We start from the raw sequence: 21,119 nt of genomic DNA, 5'->3' as shown, positions 1-21,119 counted from the left end.
AAATAATGCAAAGAATTGTTAATAATTTCGTAATAAATGCTTGTCATTTCGTGTAGAAATATGATACAATTATCAGGAACATTACACTTGCGGCCGGTTTTGTGCCGGAGCAGGAATCAAAGGCGGGACGCCTGTAATAGAATGGAGAGCCCAAAAGGCGAGGAGGAGAAAATGAACAGGGAAAAAGCAGCAGGGAAAAGGGCAGCAAAAGTTGCGCTGGCATATGTGCTGACATTATTTATGATTTTGTCAGTAATGCCGGCACCGGTGGTGAGGGCATCGGGCGCTGTCGTGTATCTGGACGGGGAGAATGGTTCAGATGAGAATTCAGGAGCGGATGCAGATCATGCGGTAGCTTCGTTCTATCAGGCTGAGGGACTGCTTGGCGGCAGCGGAACGATTATCGTGACAGGGACGCTGACTGTATCAGGCGAGAGTGACTGGTATTCGGAGTCAGATGTGGTGCTGAAGGCATCAGATGATCTGGACGGTCCGGTGATCAGGATAAAGGAAGGCGGTTCTCTGGCAATCGGCGGAGTGACTGTCAGCGGCGGAGACGTTCTGATTAAAAATTCCGGGAGCCTGAATCTGGATGGAGTTGTTTTGAGAATCTGGGGTGAAAAGGTCAAGGCTCCGGAAGGTATCATTACAACTGACACCGGGGTGACAATGAAATATGGCGAAGCGCTGGAAGGCGGCAGTGAATCCGGAGATGAGTGGACTGAAGGATCCACAGAGAGCTGGACAGAACCCCAGGAAGAGACCGGAAACGGCCAGGATGAGAGCTGGACAGAGGCACCGGAAGAGACCGGAAACAGCCAGGATGAGGGCTGGACAGAGGCGCCGGAAGAGACCGGAAACAGTCAGGATGAGGGCTGGACAGAGGCGCCGGAAGAGTCTGAGAGCAGCCAGGATGAAGGCTGGACAGAAGCGGCAGAGGAGACCGGTGATGGCCAGAGTGAGGACTTGACCGGGACAACGGAAGAGACTGGAAACGGCCAGAGCGAGGACATGACAGAGGCACCGCAGGAGACCGGAAGCACTCAGAGTGAAGGCTTAACAGAGGCGCCGGAAGAGAGCGGGAGCAGCCAGGAGCAGGATGGAACAGAAGCGGCAGAGAAACCTGCGGACGATCAAAGCAGCTCATCTGAGAAAGCCACAGAAAGCCAGAGTGAGTCAGAGCAGGAATCAGAAAAAGCCACAGAAGGCCAGAATGAGGGCTGGACGGAAGTGACAGAGGGATCAGGCGAAGACCAGAGCGAAAAAGAGACAGAGACACAGAGTGAAAGCCAGGCAAAAGATCCTGTGACAGCATTCATGGACAGCGCATATGCACTGCAGGTATCATCAAGGGATGATGTAATGCAGGTCCTGGAAGTTTCCAAAATGTTTGATGCATTGACGGAGGAAGAACTTTCCCAGGTCAGTCAGGGGGCAATAGAGGCGCTGTGGACTGCACAGAGTATATCCAGTGAATTAAATAAAACGGAAGCGGGCGTGTCAGTAGTGGGCGATTTCCCATGGTTTGTACAGTTCCGTGTAGTACTCAGAGATAAGTCGGAGACAGCGTCCAGTGAAGAGGGAATGGATATTATAGCTCCTTATGAGCTCTGCCTCTGGAATCTTTATGATGATATACCGTATTATCTGCCGGAAGGGGAACAGGTGACTGTAATGATTCCGGCTCCGGTTGGGGAGAATGCCCAGGAACCTGTAATTTTCCACTATAAAGCAGATGGAAGCTATGAGAAGATTATTCCAAGGCAGGAAAATGGAATGCTGGTTTTTGAGACAAGTTCATTCAGCCCGTTCAGCATAGCGGGAAGTACTGTCATTTCTGGTATTGGGATCAATGGACAGACAGCAGATTCACCTGGAAAAGGCTCTAAGGATGAGACTGAGAAAAAAGATAATACACCAGGAGGCAGCAGTACAGGGGGAACGAGTAAGCCCGGAAACGCCACACCGGGAGGAAACAGCACGGGAACCGGAAGTACAGGAGGAAGCAGTACAGGAAGCGGGAGCACAGGGGGAAACAGTACAGGAGGTACAGGAACCCAGACAAGCAGTACCACGCCTCAGACCAGTGCACCATCCGGTACAGGGAGCAGCGGACAGGGACAGGCAAGTTCTGGTTCAGGATATGCCCAGAGCAGCACAAGCGCTCCTAAGACAGCCGATGAGACAGATATCTTTTTGTATGTCATGCTGGGAGCAGGAGCTTTGCTGTTAATGGCAGGTGCACTTTTTGCCGGCAGGAGAAGGCTGGAAGATTTATAGGCTGATATTCAGCAGGTGTGTGATTTACTGACCAATACGAATGCAAGGCATTCTTGAAATTAAAGTTAAAGGGAAGGTTATTCTGTAAACGCAGAGTATCCTTCCCTTTTTTGATTTCAGTTTATATGGACCAGGAGGAATAATACACTTTCATCACACATATATTGTGATTAAGAGGAGGGGCGGTATGGAAAATAGTATTTGGAAGAAATCGAAAGTAATGGTGGTCCTGAAATCTTTAATGATTTCTTATGTGGTGACAGGCATTCTGCTTCTGATCCTGGCGGCATTGCTTTTTAAGCTGGAACTAGATGAAGGAAAGGTGACAATTGGAATCATTGCAGTCTATATTATTTCCAGCTTTCTGGGAGGATGGATCGCAGGAAAAGGCGTAGAGAGCAGGAAATTTATGTGGGGGCTTATTGTTGGCTGCGCGTATTTTGTGATGCTTACCATAATCTCACTGCTGGCAAACCAGTCACTTCAGGCAGAACCCTGGCAGCTGATCACTACTTTCCTGATGTGTATGGGCGGAGGCATGCTCGGGGGCATGCTGGCCTGAAAGCAGCAGCCATGATGTTACTGGTCACGGAGTGAACAGCAACACCGTACTTACAAATCCTGGAAATCCAGTGCTATAAATGCTGGATTTCCGGGATAATATGTGTTATAGTATTAATGTCTTAATGAATTCGGTCATTTCTGACAACAATCCCTGTGAAAGTTATTTATAAAGCAGAAAGAGAATATTTAGTTCAAATGGATTGAAAAGAGTATAAATGTATTTATAAAATTTTGGTTATCATAACGAAAGGAGTTTTTATGGAATCAATGCGCGAAAAATATGAGTCGCTGTCAGCAGCGGCTCTAAAAGAACTTGCAAAAGCAAGAGGTCTGAGACATATTTCCGGGCTGCGTAAAAGTGAAGTGATCGAGCGCATGCTGGAAGCAGATACAAAAGAAAATGGCAGCGATGGAAGCGTAAGCCAGCCGGAAGAAAAGAAAGAAAACAGAGAAGTAAGAGCAAATAAAGGTAACAGCGGCAATAATAGTAATAACAGCAGCAATAACGGCGGAAGTAATAATACAAGCAATAACAGCGGCAACAGCGGCGGAAGTAATAATTATACAAGCAATAACAGCGGCAACAGCGGCGGAAGTAATAATTATACAAGCAATAACAGCAGCAACAGCGGCGGAAACAATAATTATACAAGCAATAACAGCGGAAGTAATAATAACAGCAATACTAACAGCAGCTATAACAATAATAACGGCAGCAGCAGTAATAACAACAGCAGCAATAACAGCAGTAGCAACAGCTATAGTAATAATAACAACAATAACAACAGCAGCGCCGCGCCGTCAAGTGAACTGTCACAGCTGGACAGCGGGCAGCAGGCATCCGGGATTCTGGAGGTGCTGCCGGACGGATATGGATTTATCAGGTGTGAGAATTATCTTCCTGGTGAAAATGACGTGTATGTGTCTCCTTCACAGATACGCCGCTTTAACCTGAAGACTGGTGATATTATTGCAGGGAATACCAGGGTAAAGACTCAGCAGGAGAAATTCAGCGCCCTTCTCTATCTGAAGACGATCAATGGCCTTCACCCGGCAGAGGCGGCAAAGAGGCTGAATTTTGAGGACATGACCCCTATTTTTCCAAATGAGCGGCTGAGGATGGAAAGGGGACCCAAGGAAGTATCTATGAGGATCATGGATATGATATCCCCTATCGGAAAAGGACAGAGGGGTATGATAGTCTCCCCGCCAAAGGCAGGTAAGACAACCCTGCTGAAGGATGTGGCCAAGTCAATTCTCAGGAACAGCCCGCAGATGCATCTGATCATTCTTCTGATCGACGAGCGCCCGGAGGAGGTTACAGATATCAGGGAAGCTATCTGCGGACCGAATGTGGAAGTCATATACTCTACCTTTGACGAGCTGCCGGAACATCACAAGAGAGTTTCGGAGATGGTTATAGAAAGGGCAAAGCGGCTTGTAGAGCACCGAAAAGACGTGACGATCCTTCTGGACAGTATCACAAGGCTGGCAAGGGCATATAACCTGACTGTTCCGCCCAGCGGACGTACACTTTCAGGCGGACTTGATCCTGCAGCCCTCCATATGCCAAAGAGGTTCTTCGGTGCCGCCAGGAATATGAGGGAGGGCGGCAGCCTTACCATACTTGCCACAGCGCTTGTGGATACGGGCAGTAAGATGGATGATGTGGTCTATGAAGAATTTAAGGGCACAGGTAATATGGAGCTTGTTCTGGACAGGAAGCTTTCCGAGAAAAGAGTATTTCCTGCTATCGATATCCCCAAATCAGGTACAAGGCGTGACGATCTGCTTCTGGATGCAGATGAGCAGGAGGCAGCTTATATCATGAGGAAGGCCTTAAATGGAATGAAGTCTGACGAGGCAGTGGAAAATATCTTAAATCTTTTTGTCAGGACCAGAAATAATAAAGAATTTACATCCACAGTCAGAAGACAAAAATATGTTTAATGGGGCAGCTAAAGAACTTGCATTTCCAGACAAAATATGATATAATTCAAGAGCTGTTTTAGAGACATAAGCATCCAACGTTACAGACAACAAAGGATGAATCGCAACTGCAGGGACTTGCAGGGGTAGCCCGGGATATCTTACTGTGGAAACATGAGGAGCAGTATTGGCCGGGAATCGGTTGCATCCCTTAGGATGAGAGGGTGCAATAAGCAGTTCACAAATAAAAAAGAAGAGGTGAATATCATGAAGGAAGGTTTACATCCAGAATACCATCAGGCAACAGTTACATGCAACTGCGGAAATACATTTGTAACAGGTTCTACAAAGAAAGAAATCCACGTAGAAATTTGTTCAAAATGTCATTCATTCTACACAGGACAGCAGAAATCTGCTGCAGCCCGCGGACGTATTGATAAATTCAACAAGAAATATGGTATTAGCGCAGACAAATAATGTAGCAATAAAGATAAGGTTGAGGTTGCAAAATCTCAACCTATTTTTAAATGTCGGAAAGAGTGATTTTATGAAGTCATCGAATATAGGCGGACAGGCAGTCATGGAAGGCATTATGATGAAAAACGGCGATAAATATGCCGTAGCTGTCAGAAAGCCGGATCAGGAAATAGAAGTTAAGGTTGAGGAATATAAAGGCATCATCAAAAATAAGAAAATAAAGTCACTGCCGGTTGTGCGCGGTGTGTTCAGTTTTATAGATTCTCTGGTGCTGGGAATGAAAACTCTCATGTATTCAGCTGATTTTTTCATGGAAGATGAAGAAATGGAGCCTGGCAGAGTGGAGAAGGCGCTGGACAAGGCAACAAAAGGCAAGGCAGACTCCGTTATAATGGGGGGAACAGTTGCATTTTCCGTTGTAATGGCAGTTGTGATATTCATGATGCTGCCATATTTCCTGGCGGGGGTCCTGCGCCATGTGATATCGTCAGAGACGCTGATCGCCCTGGCTGAGGGAGTTTTGAGGCTTGTCATCTTTGCCGGATATATCCTGCTTATTTCCAGGATGAAGGATATCCAGCGGGTCTTTATGTACCACGGTGCAGAGCATAAGTGTATCAACTGTATAGAGCATGGGCTTGAACTGAATACAGAAAATGTTATGGGAAGCTCCAAACAGCATAAGCGGTGCGGTACCAGCTTTCTGCTTTTTGTTATGATCGTGAGTGTTATCTTCTTTATTTTCATACGTGTGGACTCACCTGTGTGGCGGGTGGTGATCCGCCTTCTTCTCATACCAGTCATAGCAGGTGTCTCTTATGAGTTTATACGCCTTGCAGGCAGAAGTGAGAATAAGGTCGTAGAATTTTTGAGCAAGCCCGGTTTGTGGATGCAGAACATGACTACAAGAGAGCCGGATGAATCAATGGTTGAAGTGGCTATAGCATCTGTGGAAGCCGTATTTGACTGGAAGGCTTATCTGGCTGAGAATTTTAACTGGGAGTATCCCAGGGAAGATATGGTTTCGCAGGCTCCGGCAGATATGGCGGATCCAACAGGCCAGGCAGATCCGGCAGAGGCAGAAGGGAGCAGTCCGGCGGAGGCGGGGGCATGACATATCAGGAGGCTTTGAAGAAGGCTGAGGAGTATCTGGTATCCCGTGGAATCGATAATGCGCCTGTAGATGCCTGGTATCTTATGGAATACAGCTGTAAGTGCGACAGGTCCTGGTTCCTGATGAACAGGGAAAAGGAAATGCCAGGCCCTTTATATGCCAGATATCAGAGCATGCTTTCAGACAGGGCCAGGCATATTCCGCTGCAGCATCTGACTGGTGAGCAGGAGTTCATGGGGATCCCTTTTATGGTAAATGAGAATGTGCTGATTCCAAGACAGGATACGGAAATTCTTGTTGAGGAAGCTTTAAAAGTCATAAAGCCCGGCAGCCATGTGCTGGATATGTGTACCGGTTCAGGCTGTATCATCATCAGCCTGATGAAATATAAACAGGATATATTGGGAACTGCCGTGGATATCTCAAATGCCGCGCTGGATGTGGCAAAAGAAAATGCGGCCCGGCAGGGAGTATGTATTGATTTCATACAGGGAAACTTATTTCAGAATATAGATGGGAAATATGATGCGATCGTGTCAAATCCGCCGTATATACCTACGGACGAGATTTCAAAGCTCATGGAAGAGGTGAGATGCCATGAGCCTGCAGGCGCCCTTGACGGAAGAGAGGACGGGCTTTACTTCTACAGGCAGATCATCACAAAGAGCTGTGGTTTTCTGAAGGCTGGAGGATGGCTTCTTTTTGAAATCGGATATGACCAGGGACTCTCTGTCAGTGAAATGATGAAGAGTGCCGGATTTTCGGACGTCAGGGTAATAAAAGACCTGGCAGGACTAGACCGCGTGGTAAAAGGAAAGCTGCCCTGATAGCGGGCGGAATAATTTTTTGGATTTTATACAGGTGACAGGTATTAGGAGGAATAGAGATGTTTGACAGATTAGAAGATTTATTGATCCGCTTTGAAGAAATATTAAGCGAGTTAAATGAGCCTTCAGTAATAAATGACCAGGGCAGGTTTCAGAAGCTGATGAAAGAGCAGAGTGACCTGACTCCCATAGTGGAGGCATATAAAGAATATAAAGACTGCAGGCAGACGGTGGAAGACAGCCTCGCCCTTCTGGGGGAGGAATCTGACGAAGAGATGCGTGAGATGCTGAAGGAAGAGCTGAATGATGCAAAGAAGAGGATCGAGGAGCTGGAGCATGAGATGAAGATACTGCTCCTTCCCAAAGACCCAAATGATGAAAAGAACGTTATGGTGGAGATCCGTGCAGGCGCAGGCGGTGATGAGGCAGCTCTCTTTGCAGCAGAAATCTACAGGATGTATGTGCATTATGCAGAAGGACGCAGATGGAGGACAGAGATCATTTCCTTAAATGAAAATGGAATCGGAGGCTTCAAAGAAGTAGTATTTATGATAACTGGACAGGGAGCTTATTCCAGGCTGAAATATGAGAGCGGTGTGCACCGTGTGCAGCGTGTGCCTGAGACAGAGAGTGGCGGCCGCATCCATACTTCCACAGTGACAGTTGCCATCATGCCGGAGGCGGAAGAGGTGGATGTTGTGATCGATGATAAAGATATCAGGATTGATGTCATGCGTGCGTCAGGAAACGGCGGACAGTGTGTCAATACTACGGACTCAGCTGTGCGTCTGACACATTATCCCACAGGGATCGTAATTTACAGCCAGACAGAAAAATCACAGCTGCAGAATAAGGAAAAGGCCTTCCGGCTGCTCCGTTCCAAGCTGTATGAGATGGAACTGGAAAAACAGCAGGCTTCGGAGGCAGCAGCCCGCAGGAGCCAGATAGGGACAGGAGACCGCTCTGAGAAGATCAGGACTTACAATTTCCCCCAGGGACGTGTCACGGACCACAGGATCAAGCTGACTCTCCACAGGCTGGATAATATATTAAACGGTGATCTGGATGAAGTGATAGACAGTCTTATCGCAGCGGATCAGGCGGCCAAACTTGCCAATATGAATGAGAGTTAAGGAGTTATAACAGATCAGTTATAGTGAATTGATATATATGAGATAAAAAATGAGTGCCTGATATTGGCTTTTGTGCCAATATTGGGCACTTTTGTATATGAAAATATTGTAACATATGTTATAATCTAACCTGAAACTGTTAGGAATGATCTGAATTTCAGGAGGGCTTAGAATGGATATCTGGACATACAGCTTTAACCATACTAATACATTTACCAAATAAAGTTCAGGAGATTTCTATGAAAGAAATATATTATATGGGCGGTTCTCCCTGCAGCGGCAAAAGTACGGCTGCGAAGATTCTGGCAGAAAGATACGGGTTATACTATTTTAAAGTTGATGATTATTTAGAGAAGTATACAAATGACGGCGCTGCTGCCGGGATGGAAATTTGCAGCAGGCAGAGCAAAATGAGTCCGGAAGAGATCTGGATGAGAGAGCCGTCTTTGCAGTGCAGAGAAGAACTGCAGTTTTACGGGGAAATATTTGATTTTATTATGCAGGACCTGGAAGCAGTCAGTAAGGGCAGAGATATTATAACAGAAGGTGCAGCTTACCTGCCCTGCCTGATGAAAAAGCGGGATATTTCCGGGAACAGATACCTGGCGGTAGTACCGGCTAAAGATTTTCAGATAAGCCATTATGCCCAGAGAGAATGGGTGCCTTACGTTTTGGAGGGGTGCAGCGACGTCCAGAAAGCCTTTGATAATTGGATGGAAAGAGACTGCCTGTTTGCAGAAGAGGTAAAGAGGCAATGTATCCAAAATGGGTATCTTAGTTTTGTAAATGACGGACAGACTGAAATTGAAGGAGTAGTCCAAATGGTTTCCTGCCATTTTGGTCTGATGAAGTAATTGATGAAATAATTGATATTGGATCTTGTATAAGTGATGCTTAAAAATGGAGTCATTCAGTTTATATCTCGCAAGAGTTATAATAAAAATTTATTATGAAAGGTGGGTTGACGATACATGAAAAAAATAAAATTATCGTTTTGGAGGGGCAATGCTAAATAGCAGGATTTCTCCAGAAAAGGAGAAAATATATGTTAGAAATAGAAATCAGACCAGCAGAAGAAAAAGATTATAAAGAGACAGAAAACATTGCACGCCAGGCATTTTACAGGGATGACAGGATCGCTGAGATTGGTGTCGGCTGTACAGAGCCTTATATGCTTCACATGCTTCGAAAAGAAGTGGGGATAAAAGAGTTGGATTTTGTGGCTTATGTGGATGGAAAAGCGGTAGGACAGATTATCTACAGCCATTCTCATATTCGCCGGCCGGACGGCTCACTTGTGGATACTTTGAATTTCGGGCCACTGAGCGTACTGCCGGAATTCCAGAAAATGGGAGTGGGCAGCGCTTTAATGAGATATTCTATGAAGCGGGCAAAAGAGCTGGGATATGGAGCAATTTTATTCTTTGGCCACCCGGAGTACTATCCGCGTTTCGGGTTTGTGCAGGCCAGTAAGTATGGCATTGAGACTGAATGGCAGGCAGACACGCCGGCATTTATGGCTATTGAATTAAAAGAAGGATATTTAAAAGATGTCACAGGCATATATCTGGAAGCTCCGGTGTATGATGAAGAAATCACAAAGCTCCCGTCAATGGAGTACGAAAAGGAGTTTGCCGGACAGAACGGAGAACAGGGTGGGCACTGAACACGTAATCATGTCTTAAATGTTGTCTGAGAGCTGAATAAACAACAGGGGTCATTATCAGTTTGTAATGCTGATAATGGCCTTTTTTAATTACCAGGTAAATTCGCTGCGGCTGATTTTGCCGTCAGCAGCGAAAATTCTTGTTTTCCCAAACATTATTCATGAAATGAATTGAAAATCAAATGCTTATACCGTATAATTATGTGAAAGTTAGTAACTATTCAGCAGTTCTGTTTTAAATGGATTTCTGCATTCAGCTGTGAAGGGACTGGACAGTTACGAAAGTTAAAATAATGGGGGAAGTTATGAGTGTTAAAGAGAAGAAACATACCAGAAAGGCAATTGAGTATGCCGTCATTTTATTGCTTGTGAATATCGCAGCCATATTCTTTATCAGTATCAGGGAAAAAGACTATATAAATGAAAGTCTGGGGAACCATTCAGAAAGTATAAGCGAACAGTTCAATCTGGTCATGGAAGATTATAAGCGTTCTTTCAGGGTATTTTCCATGATGATGACAAAGGAACTGGAAAATACTCCAGACGAGATCTGGGATCATCTGAAAGGTATGGACGGTGATCTGGCTGAAATAGAGGGAGAGACATATGACGGCCTGTACATGTATTACAGGGACCGTTATCTTTACAGCTGGGACACACCTTATTCCCAGTATGAAAAGACAGGGTACAACGCCAAAGAGAGGCCGTGGTATAAAGACGCCGTGGCAGGCGGCGGAGAGATCGTATTTACTCCCCCGTATATGAGCTATGCAAATCATTATATCCTGACTACGATCTCCCAGCTGCAGCCGGATGGGGAAACTGTATTTGCATATGATATCAAGATGGGAGACATCCAGACACTGGTCACAAATCTGGATTACTATGATGATACACAGGTTATGATCTTTGACAACAGCGGCACTATAATAGGCAGCACGGACTCTGACTATCTTGGAGGAAATCTCTATATGTCGGAAGAAGAGGTGGAGGATGCGCTCTCAGAGCTGGAACAGCAGCTGGAGAGTGCAGATGAAAATGAAGTGGACGAGGCTGACAAGATCAGGGAAAGCATTGATTCCACAAAGGCCTTTTATGAATTCAGAAAGCAGTTTGGGGATGGGACTGCCAGGCTGGAGAAGGACTCAGGGAAGTCTGTTTTATTGAGCATTGGCAGCAGGCAGTATTATGGTTGCGCACTTGGGAGCGGCGGTTATAATTTCATGATCCTGGTGCCACGTCTGGGCATGCTGAAAGAGACCATGGACATATGGCTGATTCCTCTTCTTATTATAGAAATACTTCTGATCTACGTTCTGGGAAGTCTTGGCAGAGCGCGCAGGAATAGGGAGCTGAAGGAGGCTTATGTGGAACTTGGGCAGACTCAGCGCAGGCTGGAGATCGCACTCTCAGTTGCTCAGAAAGCTGCGGCGATTGATGACCTCACAGGAATGATGAATGACAAGTCCTTCAGAAAAGGTATGGGTGAGGCGCTTGATGCAATGGAGCCTGATGAATCTGCAATCTTTATCATGATCGATGGGGATCATTTTAAGCAGGTCAATGATAATTATGGTCACAGCGTGGGAGATGAAGTTATAAAATTGTGTGCTCAGATGATCATAGGACGTATCAGGACAGTCGATCTGGCTTCCAGGCTGCACGGCGATGAATTCGCACTGTTTATAGCAAATACGGGTGATTTCGCAGTCGCTGAGCACATTATGCAGGATATAAATAAATCTCTTGAAAAAGAGGCTGCCAGAAGGAACATGCCTTCGATCACTTTGTCAGCCGGAGCTGTGCGCGCAAGAAAGGGTGATAATTACTCAGCGCTCACAAAAGCGGCGGATGAGGCTTTATACAAGGCAAAAGAGACTCATAACGGCGGATTTTCGTATAACGAATAAAAACCCGGCGTGAAGGGAAATTTAAAGTACAGGCAAATTTTAACATGCACAACAGGACAGGAGCGTAATACATGATTTTATCAGGAAAAGAAATAGAGAAGAGAATTGGCAAAGACATATTTATTGAACCCTTTGACAAGAGCAGGATCAATCCAAACAGTTATAACCTGACATTATCCAATGAACTGCTGGTATATGAGGAGCATGAACTGGATATGAAGCGCCCCAATGCGGCGAAAAAGCTGGTGATACCGGAGGAAGGCCTGCTTTTGCAGCCAAATGTGCTGTATCTGGGCAGGACAAACGAGTATACAAAAACAGAGAGATTCGTGCCTATGCTGGAGGGCAGGTCTTCCATAGGAAGACTGGGCCTGTACATCCATGTGACGGCAGGCTTTGGAGACATTGGCTTTTCGGGATACTGGACTCTGGAGATACATTGTATACAGCCGGTGCGTATATATCCGGACGTTGAGATCTGCCAGATATATTACCATGATATTTTGGGAGAATATGAGTTATACACGAGCGGAAAGTACCAGAATAACAGCGGTATCCAGCCCAGTCTTCTGTATAAGGATTTCGAAAAATAGTTGTAACTGTTCAGTACCTTCACAGTTCCATGCAAAAATCCATTTAAAATCGCCTTCGGCGATGGGATTTTTGCACCCTTGAATCATTTTCTTACGGTCTGTGCAGTAAATGCACAGACCTGCTGAATAGTTACAAACAGTTACAAAAATAACCTCTTGACCTTCGCCTTAGGCGAAGGTCTATATTATTTTTAACAAGAATAAGGAGGAACAGTCATCCCATACAGGACGGCTGAAAAAAGAGAGATGTATTCAATAAAACAGGTTTCGGAAAAGCTGAATATCCAGGCAAATGCGGTCAGGTTTTATGAGGAGAAGGGCCTGATCAGCCCCGGGAGAGGTGAAAATAATTACAGGGAGTACAGCGTGGAGGATATAAGCAGGCTTGAGATGATAATCCTCTACAGAAAGATGGGATTCAGTATAGAGGCTATAGGGTCTGTTATGGCAGCCCACAGCGGGGATGAACTCCTGAATCAGTTTGTGGCCCAGTATAATATCCTGAACCAGCATATCCATACTATGACAAAGGTCAGGGAAACGCTGGGGGAAAGCATAGAATTAATGCTTAACAGCAGTGGTCCATGTGATGATATCCTGGAGAAAATGGAAAAGACGGCTGATATCATCACTGCATCAAATGAGTGGGAGGACAAGTGGAATTTTGACAACTGGGCATCCCACTATGATGCAGATATCAGAAGAGGCGGTCAGGGGCTGGATTTTTATGTCCATTATGATGAGGTGATCTGCTGTGCAGCCGGAGCAGCCAAAGGAAAAAGAATCGTGGAGATAGGAATAGGTACAGGCAACCTGGCAGCAGAGATCCTGAAAAGAGGGATCAGGCCTGAGGATTACACAGGTGTGGACCAGTCAGTGAATATGCTCAGGGAGGCGGGAAAGAAATGCCCGGGGATCCAACTGCGGATTGGGACCTTCCTGCAGCTGCCGTTGGGTGATAATGTGTGTGATACGGTTATTTCCTCATATGCATTCCATCACTGCAGCCATGACGAAAAGATCCTCGCAATTGCAGAGATGGACAGGATAGCCGAAGGCCATGGCAGGATCGTGATAGCTGACCTCATGTTCGCAGATGAGAATGCCAGAAAGGAATATGAGGAAAAGTGCTCAGAGAGAGCAAAGGATGTCCTGAATGATGAGTTTTTCGGCAATGCAGACGAGATAGAGGGGATGCTGAAGGCGCAGGGGTATGAGTGCCGGCATGAAAGAGTGGATGAACTGATCTGGGTCATATGGGCAGATAAAAGACAGAGCAGCTGTAATTACTGATAATCTGACAGAAACATGGAAACTTTTCTGCGCGCATCCTCAGATGTCATCAGCCCCGTACCGGTACTTGGCAGGGAGAAGTCAGAGGCACGCAGGAAAAGGATATCCGCTTTCTTATTTTTTCCAAGGCAGTTTTCAAATACAAGACTAAAATGAGCTGCATCTGTGTTGCTGATGACAATAAATTTTTTTGGCACGTTCAGATACTTCTCATATTCTTTGCGTGCATTCAGATAAACACCCTGTCCCCTCTCTTCAAAGGCATAGAAATTCGAGCAGGGATGCCCGTTATAATTGGGGACTATGAAACAGCACATATCAGCCCCGGCAGCCTTCATGTAGACTTTCCACATGTCGTCATCCTTATGAGGGCATGCCTGCCCGCGACGGAAACATTCATAATGGCAGCTGCCGCAGCCGTTAACTGTAAGGCCCGAGAACTCGATGATCTCCGGCTCAGATGTGCGGATAAGTTCCGCGGCGGCAAAGGCGGCTGTTCCATGTCCGTTTCCACCGGCTCTTCCGCTGAAATTGATGATACAGGTTTTCATGTGTAGACTCCTTTTATATATTCTGTCCATTACGGCTGATTCGCATCGGTTAACCTGCCAGGCAGTATGTCAACAGTTTTCTGCTCCGACGTTGGCTGTCCAAAGTTTCTACTCCAGCCCTGTTGCAAATAGTATATACCTTCGTGACATAAATGCAATAGGGCTGTCTATTTTTCAACCTATACATTATCTAAAACCAGTTTATCTAAAATTACACCGATGTCGCCATTGATACAGATAGACTTCTTTTGAATTTCTTCCGGAGCATAAGCCTCTCCATAATTCAGGCAGGCATACACTGCATTTTTCCATTCGTGCGTCATACGCCAAAAGCTGTACTTCACTATGGATGGGGTATTATATCCGACTGCTGCCTCCAGGAAGACTGTCTTCATGTCCTGGTGGCTGCTCAGAAAATTAAAATACCGGTCTGACGCCTGATGCCAGCCTGCATCCTCCACAAAGGTTCTGTCTGTACGAAGATTCATCATCATAGGTTTTCCGCACTTGGGGCAGTGAGGAATTAATTCAGAAGGAACCGTCATCTTTGGTGTCCTTCCTTCTGGCAAGATCAGTAAACCATCCCCATCCACTGCATAGCCTTGCGCTTCAATCATCCGGCAAATCAAATCCATATTTTCATAGGTTTCATGATGACAGGGCTCGCTGCATTGAAATAAGCCATAATCGCCCTGTGTGTAGAATAACCTGTGCTTATCAAAACCGGCTTTCTGAAAACAATGATCCACATTAGTAGTCAGCACAAAGTAGTCTCTGCCCTTTACCAATTTATAAAGATTATCATAAACAGGTTTAGGAGCCGTCATGTAACGATTGATGTATATGTATCGGCTCCAGTAGGCCCAATGTTCCTCCAGGGTCTTATATGGATAGAAACCGCCGGAATACATATCATGAAAATCATATTTTTCTGCGAAATCATGGAAGTATTTATCGAAGCGTTCACCTTTATAGGTAAAACCTGCGGAGACAGAAAGACCGGCACCTGCGCCGATAATGATGGCCTCCGCATTGTTTAATGCCTCCCGCAGCTTATCTAAAGTACTATATGGATAGAATCCCGGAGAGTATATGTCTGTAGATTTCATAGTCCCTGTCTTTATACACATTAAAAATCACCTCTGTTTCAGAATTATTTTCCTGGAGATATTTTTTTACTGTCCCAACGGCTATCCTGGCGGCAGTTTCATTTGGAAAATGGAATTCCCCTGTAGAAATGCAGCAGAAGGCAATACTGTCCAGCCTGTATGCGGCAGCAAGTTCCATGCAGGAACGGTAGCAGGAGGCCAGTGCTGCACAGTCTTCTGTGTCAGGCTCCCCGTGAATCACAGGCCCGACAGTGTGAAGCACATAGCGGGAGGGCAGATTATAAGCTTTTGTGATCCTGGCTGTTCCAACAGCTTCAGGGTGCCCCTGCGCCTCCATGATCCTGCGGCATTCCAGACGGAGCTGGACCCCGGCAGCGGAGTGGATGGCATTATCGATACAGCCGTGGCAGGGGATGAAGCAGCCCAGAAGGGCACTGTTTGCGGCATTTACAACAGCATCTGCCTGAAGCCTTGTGATATCTCCCTGCCAGAGATATATCCCCTCCTGGACAGGGGAGAGTTCCGCCAGTGTGACAGGTCTTTTAAGCTTCAGCTCACTGCCCAGATAGCTGTCCTGTACCTCTAAAAATTCTTCAGGGACCGGTCTGGGCGGACGTATATTCATCAGGGAGCGCAGCAGTTTCTTTTGTTCCGCCATAGAATCAGGGATTTCCAGATTGCTGTATTTTGTATCTTCATGGATCAGATATTGTATCATGTAAAGCAGCTGTTCCTGAGTATTCATATCTTTTACCTCCGTATTATATATATCATGAAGTGCAAAGGCTTATATTTGCGCCTTGTTTTTATCTGCTCTTAACCATATAATATTTGTAACTATTCAGTACCTTCACAGTTACATGCAAAAATCAATTTAAATTGCCTTCGGCGATGGGATTTTTGCACCCTTGAATCATTTTCTTATGGTCAGTGCAGTAAATGCACAGACCTGCTGGATAATTTAATAATATTTCTATATAGATAAAATGTAAAGTAAGCACTTTTATGTGCTGTAGTTACCAATTGGATACTGTTCACGCATCTGGATACTGTACATGATGCAGGATAAAAGAAATGGAGGCCTGTTATGGAAAAAAAGTTACCTGACTGCCCGGTGGAGACGACACTGATGCTTATCAGTGACAGATGGAAAGTACTTATCATCCGGGATCTTATGGGGGGTACAAAACGCTTTGGAGAATTAAAAAAGTCTATTGGCAGCATCTCTCAGAAGGTGCTCACGTCAAATCTGCGCTCCATGGAGGAGAGCGGGCTTGTGAGCCGCAAGGTATATCCGGAGGTGCCGCCCCGGGTAGAATATACTCTGACGGATACGGGATACAGCCTGAAGCCGGTCTTAGACGCCATGGTGGCATGGGGGACAGAGTATAAAAAGAAACTGTAGGTAATCCGGCTGCGCAAAAAAAGATTGTATTTTTCATACTTCAATCGTATAATTGAACATGTATGTAATTTTTAATGGCAGAGCGCTGCAGTGTGCGCGCGAAGCTGGCATTGGAGTAATTGAATAAGGAGACTATATTATGGGAAAATATTTTGGAACAGACGGGTTCCGCGGAGAGGCTAATGTAGACCTGACAGTTGAACACGCATATAAAGTAGGACGCTTCCTGGGATGGTATTATGGAAGAGAACACAAGGCCCAGATCGTGATCGGCAAAGATACACGGCGCAGCAGCTACATGTTTGAATATTCCCTGGTGGCAGGGCTGACCGCTTCTGGTGCGGATGCATTCCTGCTCCATGTGACAACTACCCCCAGTGTTTCTTATGTAGTGCGCACGGAAGGGTTCGACTGCGGAATCATGATCTCAGCCAGCCATAATCCGTTCTACGACAATGGCATCAAGGTCATTAATGGAATGGGACAGAAGCTGGAGGCGGAAGTAGAAGAGAAAATAGAATCATATATAGACGGAGAGTTCGGAGAGATACCTCTGGCTACTAAAGAGAATATAGGCCGTACCGTGGATTTTGTGGCAGGCAGAAACCGTTATATCGGTTATCTGATATCTCTGGCCACACGTTCCTTCAAAAATTTCAGGATTGGCCTGGACTGTTCAAACGGAAGCGCTTCAGCGATCGCAAAGAGTGTGTTTGACGCGTTAGGGGCAAAGACGTATGTGATCAATAATGAGCCAAATGGTACAAATATCAATACAGACTGCGGGTCCACCCACATCCATGTGCTTCAGGAGTTTGTGAAGGAAAAGGGCCTTGATCTGGGATTTGCCTATGACGGGGATGCAGACAGATGTATAGCAGTAGACGGCAGGGGAAATGTGGTCGATGGCGATCTCATCATGTATGTCTGCGGTAAATATCTGAAAGAAGAGGGCAGACTGAATAATGATACGATCGTTACCACGATCATGTCAAATCTGGGTCTTTACAAAGCATGTGACAAGGCAGGCATCAAATACGAGAAGACTGCCGTAGGTGATAAATATGTATATGAGAATATGGTCCAGAATGGACACTGCCTGGGCGGAGAGCAGTCAGGACATATTATCTTCAGCAAGCATGCTACTACAGGCGACGGTATCCTCACATCCCTCATGGTGATGGAAGTGATCACGGAAAAGAAGCAGAGCCTGGAAACTCTGGCAGGAGAAGTGAAGATATATCCCCAGCTGCTTAAGAATGTCAGGGTGGCTGACAAGAAGACAGCCAGAGAGAATCCGGCAGTGGTAAAGGCTGTGGAGGAGGTCGGCGCTTCTTTAGGAGATGACGGAAGGATCCTTGTGCGCGAGAGCGGCACAGAGCCGGTGATACGTGTCATGGTAGAGGCAGCTGATGATGAACTCTGCGAAAAATATGTAAACCAGGTCATTGACGTAATGAAGGAGCAGGGGCTTATAGTGAACTGAGAACAAAGAAACTGCTGCTTTGTGCCCGGAGTGTGTACAGCAGCAGGAAATATGAAAAGGAAAGACTCTGGCCCGCCGGAATAAGCCGGCAGCCGGAAGCAGGATAAAAATAGTCATGGAACACAAATGGAAAAGATTAATTTCATATTATAAACCATATCAGGGACTGTTCTGGTCTGATATGCTGTTTGCAATCATGGGGGCCGGCGTAACGCTGGCTATCCCTTTAATTGTGAGATATATCACAAATGAAGTAGTTTATATGCCTGAGCCCCTGAAGATGATCCTGACGCTGGGGGCTGTTATGCTGGGGCTGGTAGTCCTGGAATTTGTCTGCAATTTCTATATTGCCTATTATGGCCATATCATGGGGGCTAATATTGAGCATGACATGCGCAATGAGATTTTCTCCCACTATCAAAAGCTGTCATTTGCTTTTTACGACAATCAGAAGGTTGGACAGCTGCTGTCGAGGGTCACAAGCGACCTGTTCGACATCAGCGAGCTTCTCCATCACGGACCTGAGGATCTGCTGATCTCTGTCATCAAAATAGTGGGGTCCCTCATCATATTAGTGAGCATTAATCCGTTCCTGGCGCTGGCTGCTTTTGCCCTTGTGCCGGTCATGGCCGTGTATGCCTTTTTTATGAATAAAAAAATGAAAAAGGCCTTCAAGGAGAACAGGGCCAGGATCGCGGATATTAATGGACAGATAGAGGACAGCCTTTCAGGCATCAGGGTAGTAAAATCCTTCGCCAATGAAGAAGTGGAGATGGAGAAGTTTAAAAAGGGCAACAGCCGTTTCGTAGAGTCCAAGAAGCGCAGCTACTGGTACATGGGCAGCTACAATTCCGGGCTTGGGGCTCTGACAACTCTGATCACTATTGTAGTGCTCGTGGTGGGAGCTGTGCTGATCACAGGAAAAGGGATGCCGGTGGCTGACCTGATCACCTTCCTGCTCTATATTAATAACTTTACTGAGCCGGTGAAAAAGCTTATCAACTTTACAGAACAGTTCCAGAACGGCTATTCCGGATATGAACGTTTCCTGGAAATACTGGCTATAGAGCCTGATATAGCTGATGTACCAGGGGCTGATAGCCTTAAAGATGTAAAAGGTGATGTGGAATTTGAGAATGTCTCCTTCCACTATGAGGATAATAAAGAAAAGGTCCTCAATCACGTGAACTTAAAGGTCCGTTCCGGTGAATACCTGGCCCTTGTGGGAAGTTCAGGGGGAGGCAAGACAACACTCTGCAGCCTGATCCCCAGATTCTATGATGTGGTGGAGGGACGGATCCTTCTGGACGGGACGGATATCCGCAGGATTCAGTTAAAGGATTTAAGAGACCATATCGGGATCGTGCAGCAGGATGTTTACCTGTTTGCTGAAAATATTATGGAAAATATACGCTACGGGAAACCGGATGCCACAGATGAAGAGGTCATCGTGGCGGCCAAACGGGCCAATGCCCATGATTTTATCATGTCCCTGCCGGACGGGTATCTGACGGATATTGGGCAGCGCGGTGCGAAGCTTTCAGGAGGACAGAAGCAGAGATTATCAATTGCGCGTGTATTTTTGAAAAATCCGCCGATACTAATTTTTGATGAGGCCACATCAGCCCTTGACAATGAGAGTGAAAAGATTGTTCAGGAATCATTGGAGGAGCTGGCAAAGGACAGGACTACATTCGTTATCGCTCATCGCTTAAGCACGATCAGAAATGCTGAACGTATCCTGGTGCTGACTGAAAATGGAATCGAAGAGGAAGGAACCCATGCGGAGCTTCTTGCAAAGGACGGGGCCTATGCAAAGCTTTACAAGGGAAGATAGAAAAGAGGAGAACATGGAGATACAATTTAAGAAACCCGTATTAGAAGACAGAGAGCTGATCAAACACTATCTGTCACTGCAGCAGTCCAGAAGCTGCGAACTTACTTTTGGAAATATTTATCTGTGGTCCTGCCACTATAAAGTTAAATTTGCTGTTGTGGAAGATATGCTCATCTTTCAGAGCGCGGATGAGACCTCCTACTCATTTCCCATAGGGAGAAGGGAAGGGGTGAAGGCAGCACTGGAGACACTGATAAATCATGCAAAAGAAAGAGGCGCAGAATTTAAGCTGCACATGGTGACACCCGGGCAGTTTGATATCCTGGAAGAACTTTATCCCGGCAGGTTTGAGATAGAGTATGACAGGGATGATGCTGACTATGTATATGAAGCTGAGAAGCTGGCCAGTCTCTCCGGAAAAAAATATCACGGCAAGAAAAACCATATTAATAAATTTAAGCGTATGTATCCTGACTGGAGCTATGAGCCGTTGAATGACGAAAATGTTGAGGACTGTTTCCAGATGGCGCTTTTATGGCGCAGGGAAAACGGCTGCGAGGCAGACCGGGAGAAAAATGCCGAGATGTGCGTGGCGCTGAATTCCCTGAGGCTTTATAAAGAGCTGGGATTCTGCGGAGGCGTGCTGAGGGTGAATGGGCAGGTAGCGGCCTTCACAGTGGGAGAGCCGGTCAGCGATGACACTATGGTAGTCCACATAGAGAAGGCCATGTCTGATATCCAGGGGGCGTATACGATGATCAATCAGCAGTTTGTACAGCATGAGTGCATGGATTATCAGTATGTGAACAGAGAAGATGATGTGGGCGAAGAAGGGCTGCGCCAGGCGAAGCTCTCCTACCATCCTGCATTTTTAGTCGAGAAGGGCACTGTTACACAAAAGGCAGATATTTAGCAGGTCTGTGCTTTTCTGCACAGACCGTAAGA

At 46.0% G+C, this 21,119-nt stretch carries 19 protein-coding genes; 16 read left to right on the top strand and 3 right to left on the bottom strand.

All coding sequences use genetic code 11. The features are described from left to right. Window positions 1-171 precede the first annotated feature (171 nt). The 12 genes from NSB28_RS17985 to NSB28_RS17930 all read left to right on the top strand — a co-directional run bounded on the left by NSB28_RS17985 (window position 172) and on the right by NSB28_RS17930 (window position 13,786). Window positions 172-2,280, top strand: coding sequence for a hypothetical protein (locus NSB28_RS17985; protein WP_109747936.1), 2,109 nt, complete (start codon window positions 172-174; stop codon window positions 2,278-2,280). A gap of 187 nt (window positions 2,281-2,467) precedes the next feature. Continuing rightward, window positions 2,468-2,842, top strand: a complete 375-nt coding sequence (locus tag NSB28_RS17980) for a TIGR04086 family membrane protein (RefSeq protein WP_109747937.1) — start codon at window positions 2,468-2,470, stop codon at window positions 2,840-2,842. A 269-nt stretch (window positions 2,843-3,111) separates the two neighbouring features. Further along, window positions 3,112-4,794, top strand: a complete 1,683-nt coding sequence (gene rho / locus NSB28_RS17975) for a transcription termination factor Rho (RefSeq protein ID WP_109748027.1) — start codon at window positions 3,112-3,114, stop codon at window positions 4,792-4,794. Window positions 4,795-5,040: 246 nt separating this feature from the next. Beyond that, window positions 5,041-5,250 carry a 50S ribosomal protein L31 gene (gene rpmE / locus NSB28_RS17970; protein WP_109748028.1) on the top strand — a complete coding sequence of 70 codons (210 nt, stop codon included), beginning with the start codon at window positions 5,041-5,043 and terminating at the stop codon, window positions 5,248-5,250. A 70-nt stretch (window positions 5,251-5,320) separates the two neighbouring features. Further along, on the top strand, window positions 5,321-6,364 hold the full coding sequence (locus NSB28_RS17965; protein ID WP_109747938.1) for a DUF1385 domain-containing protein: 1,044 nt from the start codon (window positions 5,321-5,323) through the stop codon (window positions 6,362-6,364). Then, the gene (gene prmC, locus NSB28_RS17960) at window positions 6,361-7,191 is read left to right on the top strand and encodes a peptide chain release factor N(5)-glutamine methyltransferase (protein ID WP_109747939.1); all 831 of its coding nucleotides are present in this window, start codon (window positions 6,361-6,363) and stop codon (window positions 7,189-7,191) included. The genes NSB28_RS17965 and prmC overlap by 4 nt, the downstream gene beginning before the upstream one ends. 59 nt (window positions 7,192-7,250) lie before the next feature. After that, a complete protein-coding gene (gene prfA / locus NSB28_RS17955; RefSeq protein WP_109747940.1) occupies window positions 7,251-8,324 on the top strand; it encodes a peptide chain release factor 1 in 1,074 nt (357 codons plus the stop codon). 239 nt (window positions 8,325-8,563) lie between these two features. Beyond that, window positions 8,564-9,178 carry a nucleoside/nucleotide kinase family protein gene (locus NSB28_RS17950; protein WP_109747941.1) on the top strand — a complete coding sequence of 205 codons (615 nt, stop codon included), beginning with the start codon at window positions 8,564-8,566 and terminating at the stop codon, window positions 9,176-9,178. 191 nt (window positions 9,179-9,369) lie between these two features. Continuing rightward, a complete protein-coding gene (locus tag NSB28_RS17945; RefSeq protein ID WP_109747942.1) occupies window positions 9,370-9,990 on the top strand; it encodes a GNAT family N-acetyltransferase in 621 nt (206 codons plus the stop codon). Window positions 9,991-10,295: 305 nt separating this feature from the next. Then, the gene (locus NSB28_RS17940) at window positions 10,296-11,900 is read left to right on the top strand and encodes a diguanylate cyclase domain-containing protein (protein ID WP_257497914.1); all 1,605 of its coding nucleotides are present in this window, start codon (window positions 10,296-10,298) and stop codon (window positions 11,898-11,900) included. Between the two features lie 71 nt (window positions 11,901-11,971). Next, on the top strand, window positions 11,972-12,493 hold the full coding sequence (gene dcd / locus NSB28_RS17935) for a dCTP deaminase (protein ID WP_109747944.1): 522 nt from the start codon (window positions 11,972-11,974) through the stop codon (window positions 12,491-12,493). 246 nt (window positions 12,494-12,739) lie between these two features. Further along, complete coding sequence (locus NSB28_RS17930; protein WP_109747945.1) at window positions 12,740-13,786, top strand: MerR family transcriptional regulator; 1,047 nt, start codon at window positions 12,740-12,742, stop codon at window positions 13,784-13,786. Here the strand turns inward: NSB28_RS17930 and NSB28_RS17925 are convergent. The 3 genes from NSB28_RS17925 to NSB28_RS17915 all read right to left on the bottom strand — a co-directional run bounded on the left by NSB28_RS17925 (window position 13,780) and on the right by NSB28_RS17915 (window position 16,191). Further along, window positions 13,780-14,337 carry a flavodoxin family protein gene (locus NSB28_RS17925; RefSeq protein ID WP_187374362.1) on the bottom strand — a complete coding sequence of 186 codons (558 nt, stop codon included), beginning with the start codon at window positions 14,335-14,337 and terminating at the stop codon, window positions 13,780-13,782. The genes NSB28_RS17930 and NSB28_RS17925 overlap by 7 nt on opposite strands. Window positions 14,338-14,516: 179 nt before the next feature. Next, window positions 14,517-15,467, bottom strand: a complete 951-nt coding sequence (locus NSB28_RS17920; protein ID WP_330665399.1) for an SIR2 family NAD-dependent protein deacylase — start codon at window positions 15,465-15,467, stop codon at window positions 14,517-14,519. Next, entirely contained in the window at window positions 15,403-16,191 is a 789-nt protein-coding gene (locus NSB28_RS17915) for a protein-ADP-ribose hydrolase (RefSeq protein ID WP_109747947.1), read from the bottom strand. The genes NSB28_RS17920 and NSB28_RS17915 overlap by 65 nt, the downstream gene beginning before the upstream one ends. 342 nt (window positions 16,192-16,533) lie before the next feature. Between NSB28_RS17915 and NSB28_RS17910 the strand changes: the two genes are divergently transcribed. The 4 genes from NSB28_RS17910 (at window position 16,534) to NSB28_RS17895 (ending at window position 21,087) form a co-directional block, all read left to right on the top strand. Beyond that, window positions 16,534-16,851: a winged helix-turn-helix transcriptional regulator gene (locus NSB28_RS17910; RefSeq protein WP_109747948.1), complete on the top strand. Its 318-nt coding sequence runs from the start codon at window positions 16,534-16,536 to the stop codon at window positions 16,849-16,851. A 139-nt stretch (window positions 16,852-16,990) separates the two neighbouring features. Then, a complete protein-coding gene (gene glmM / locus NSB28_RS17905; protein ID WP_109747949.1) occupies window positions 16,991-18,337 on the top strand; it encodes a phosphoglucosamine mutase in 1,347 nt (448 codons plus the stop codon). Window positions 18,338-18,452: 115 nt separating this feature from the next. Beyond that, complete coding sequence (locus NSB28_RS17900) at window positions 18,453-20,174, top strand: ABC transporter ATP-binding protein (protein ID WP_109747950.1); 1,722 nt, start codon at window positions 18,453-18,455, stop codon at window positions 20,172-20,174. Further along, the gene (locus NSB28_RS17895; RefSeq protein ID WP_257517597.1) at window positions 20,149-21,087 is read left to right on the top strand and encodes a DUF2156 domain-containing protein; all 939 of its coding nucleotides are present in this window, start codon (window positions 20,149-20,151) and stop codon (window positions 21,085-21,087) included. The genes NSB28_RS17900 and NSB28_RS17895 overlap by 26 nt, the downstream gene beginning before the upstream one ends. The last annotated feature ends 32 nt before the right edge of the window (window positions 21,088-21,119 follow it).

This window comes from Murimonas intestini (assembly GCF_024622195.1).
GTDB lineage: Bacteria > Bacillota > Clostridia > Lachnospirales > Lachnospiraceae > Murimonas > Murimonas intestini.
Note: the sequence above shows the minus strand (reverse complement) of the source record. Positions and strands in the feature narration are given on the sequence as shown.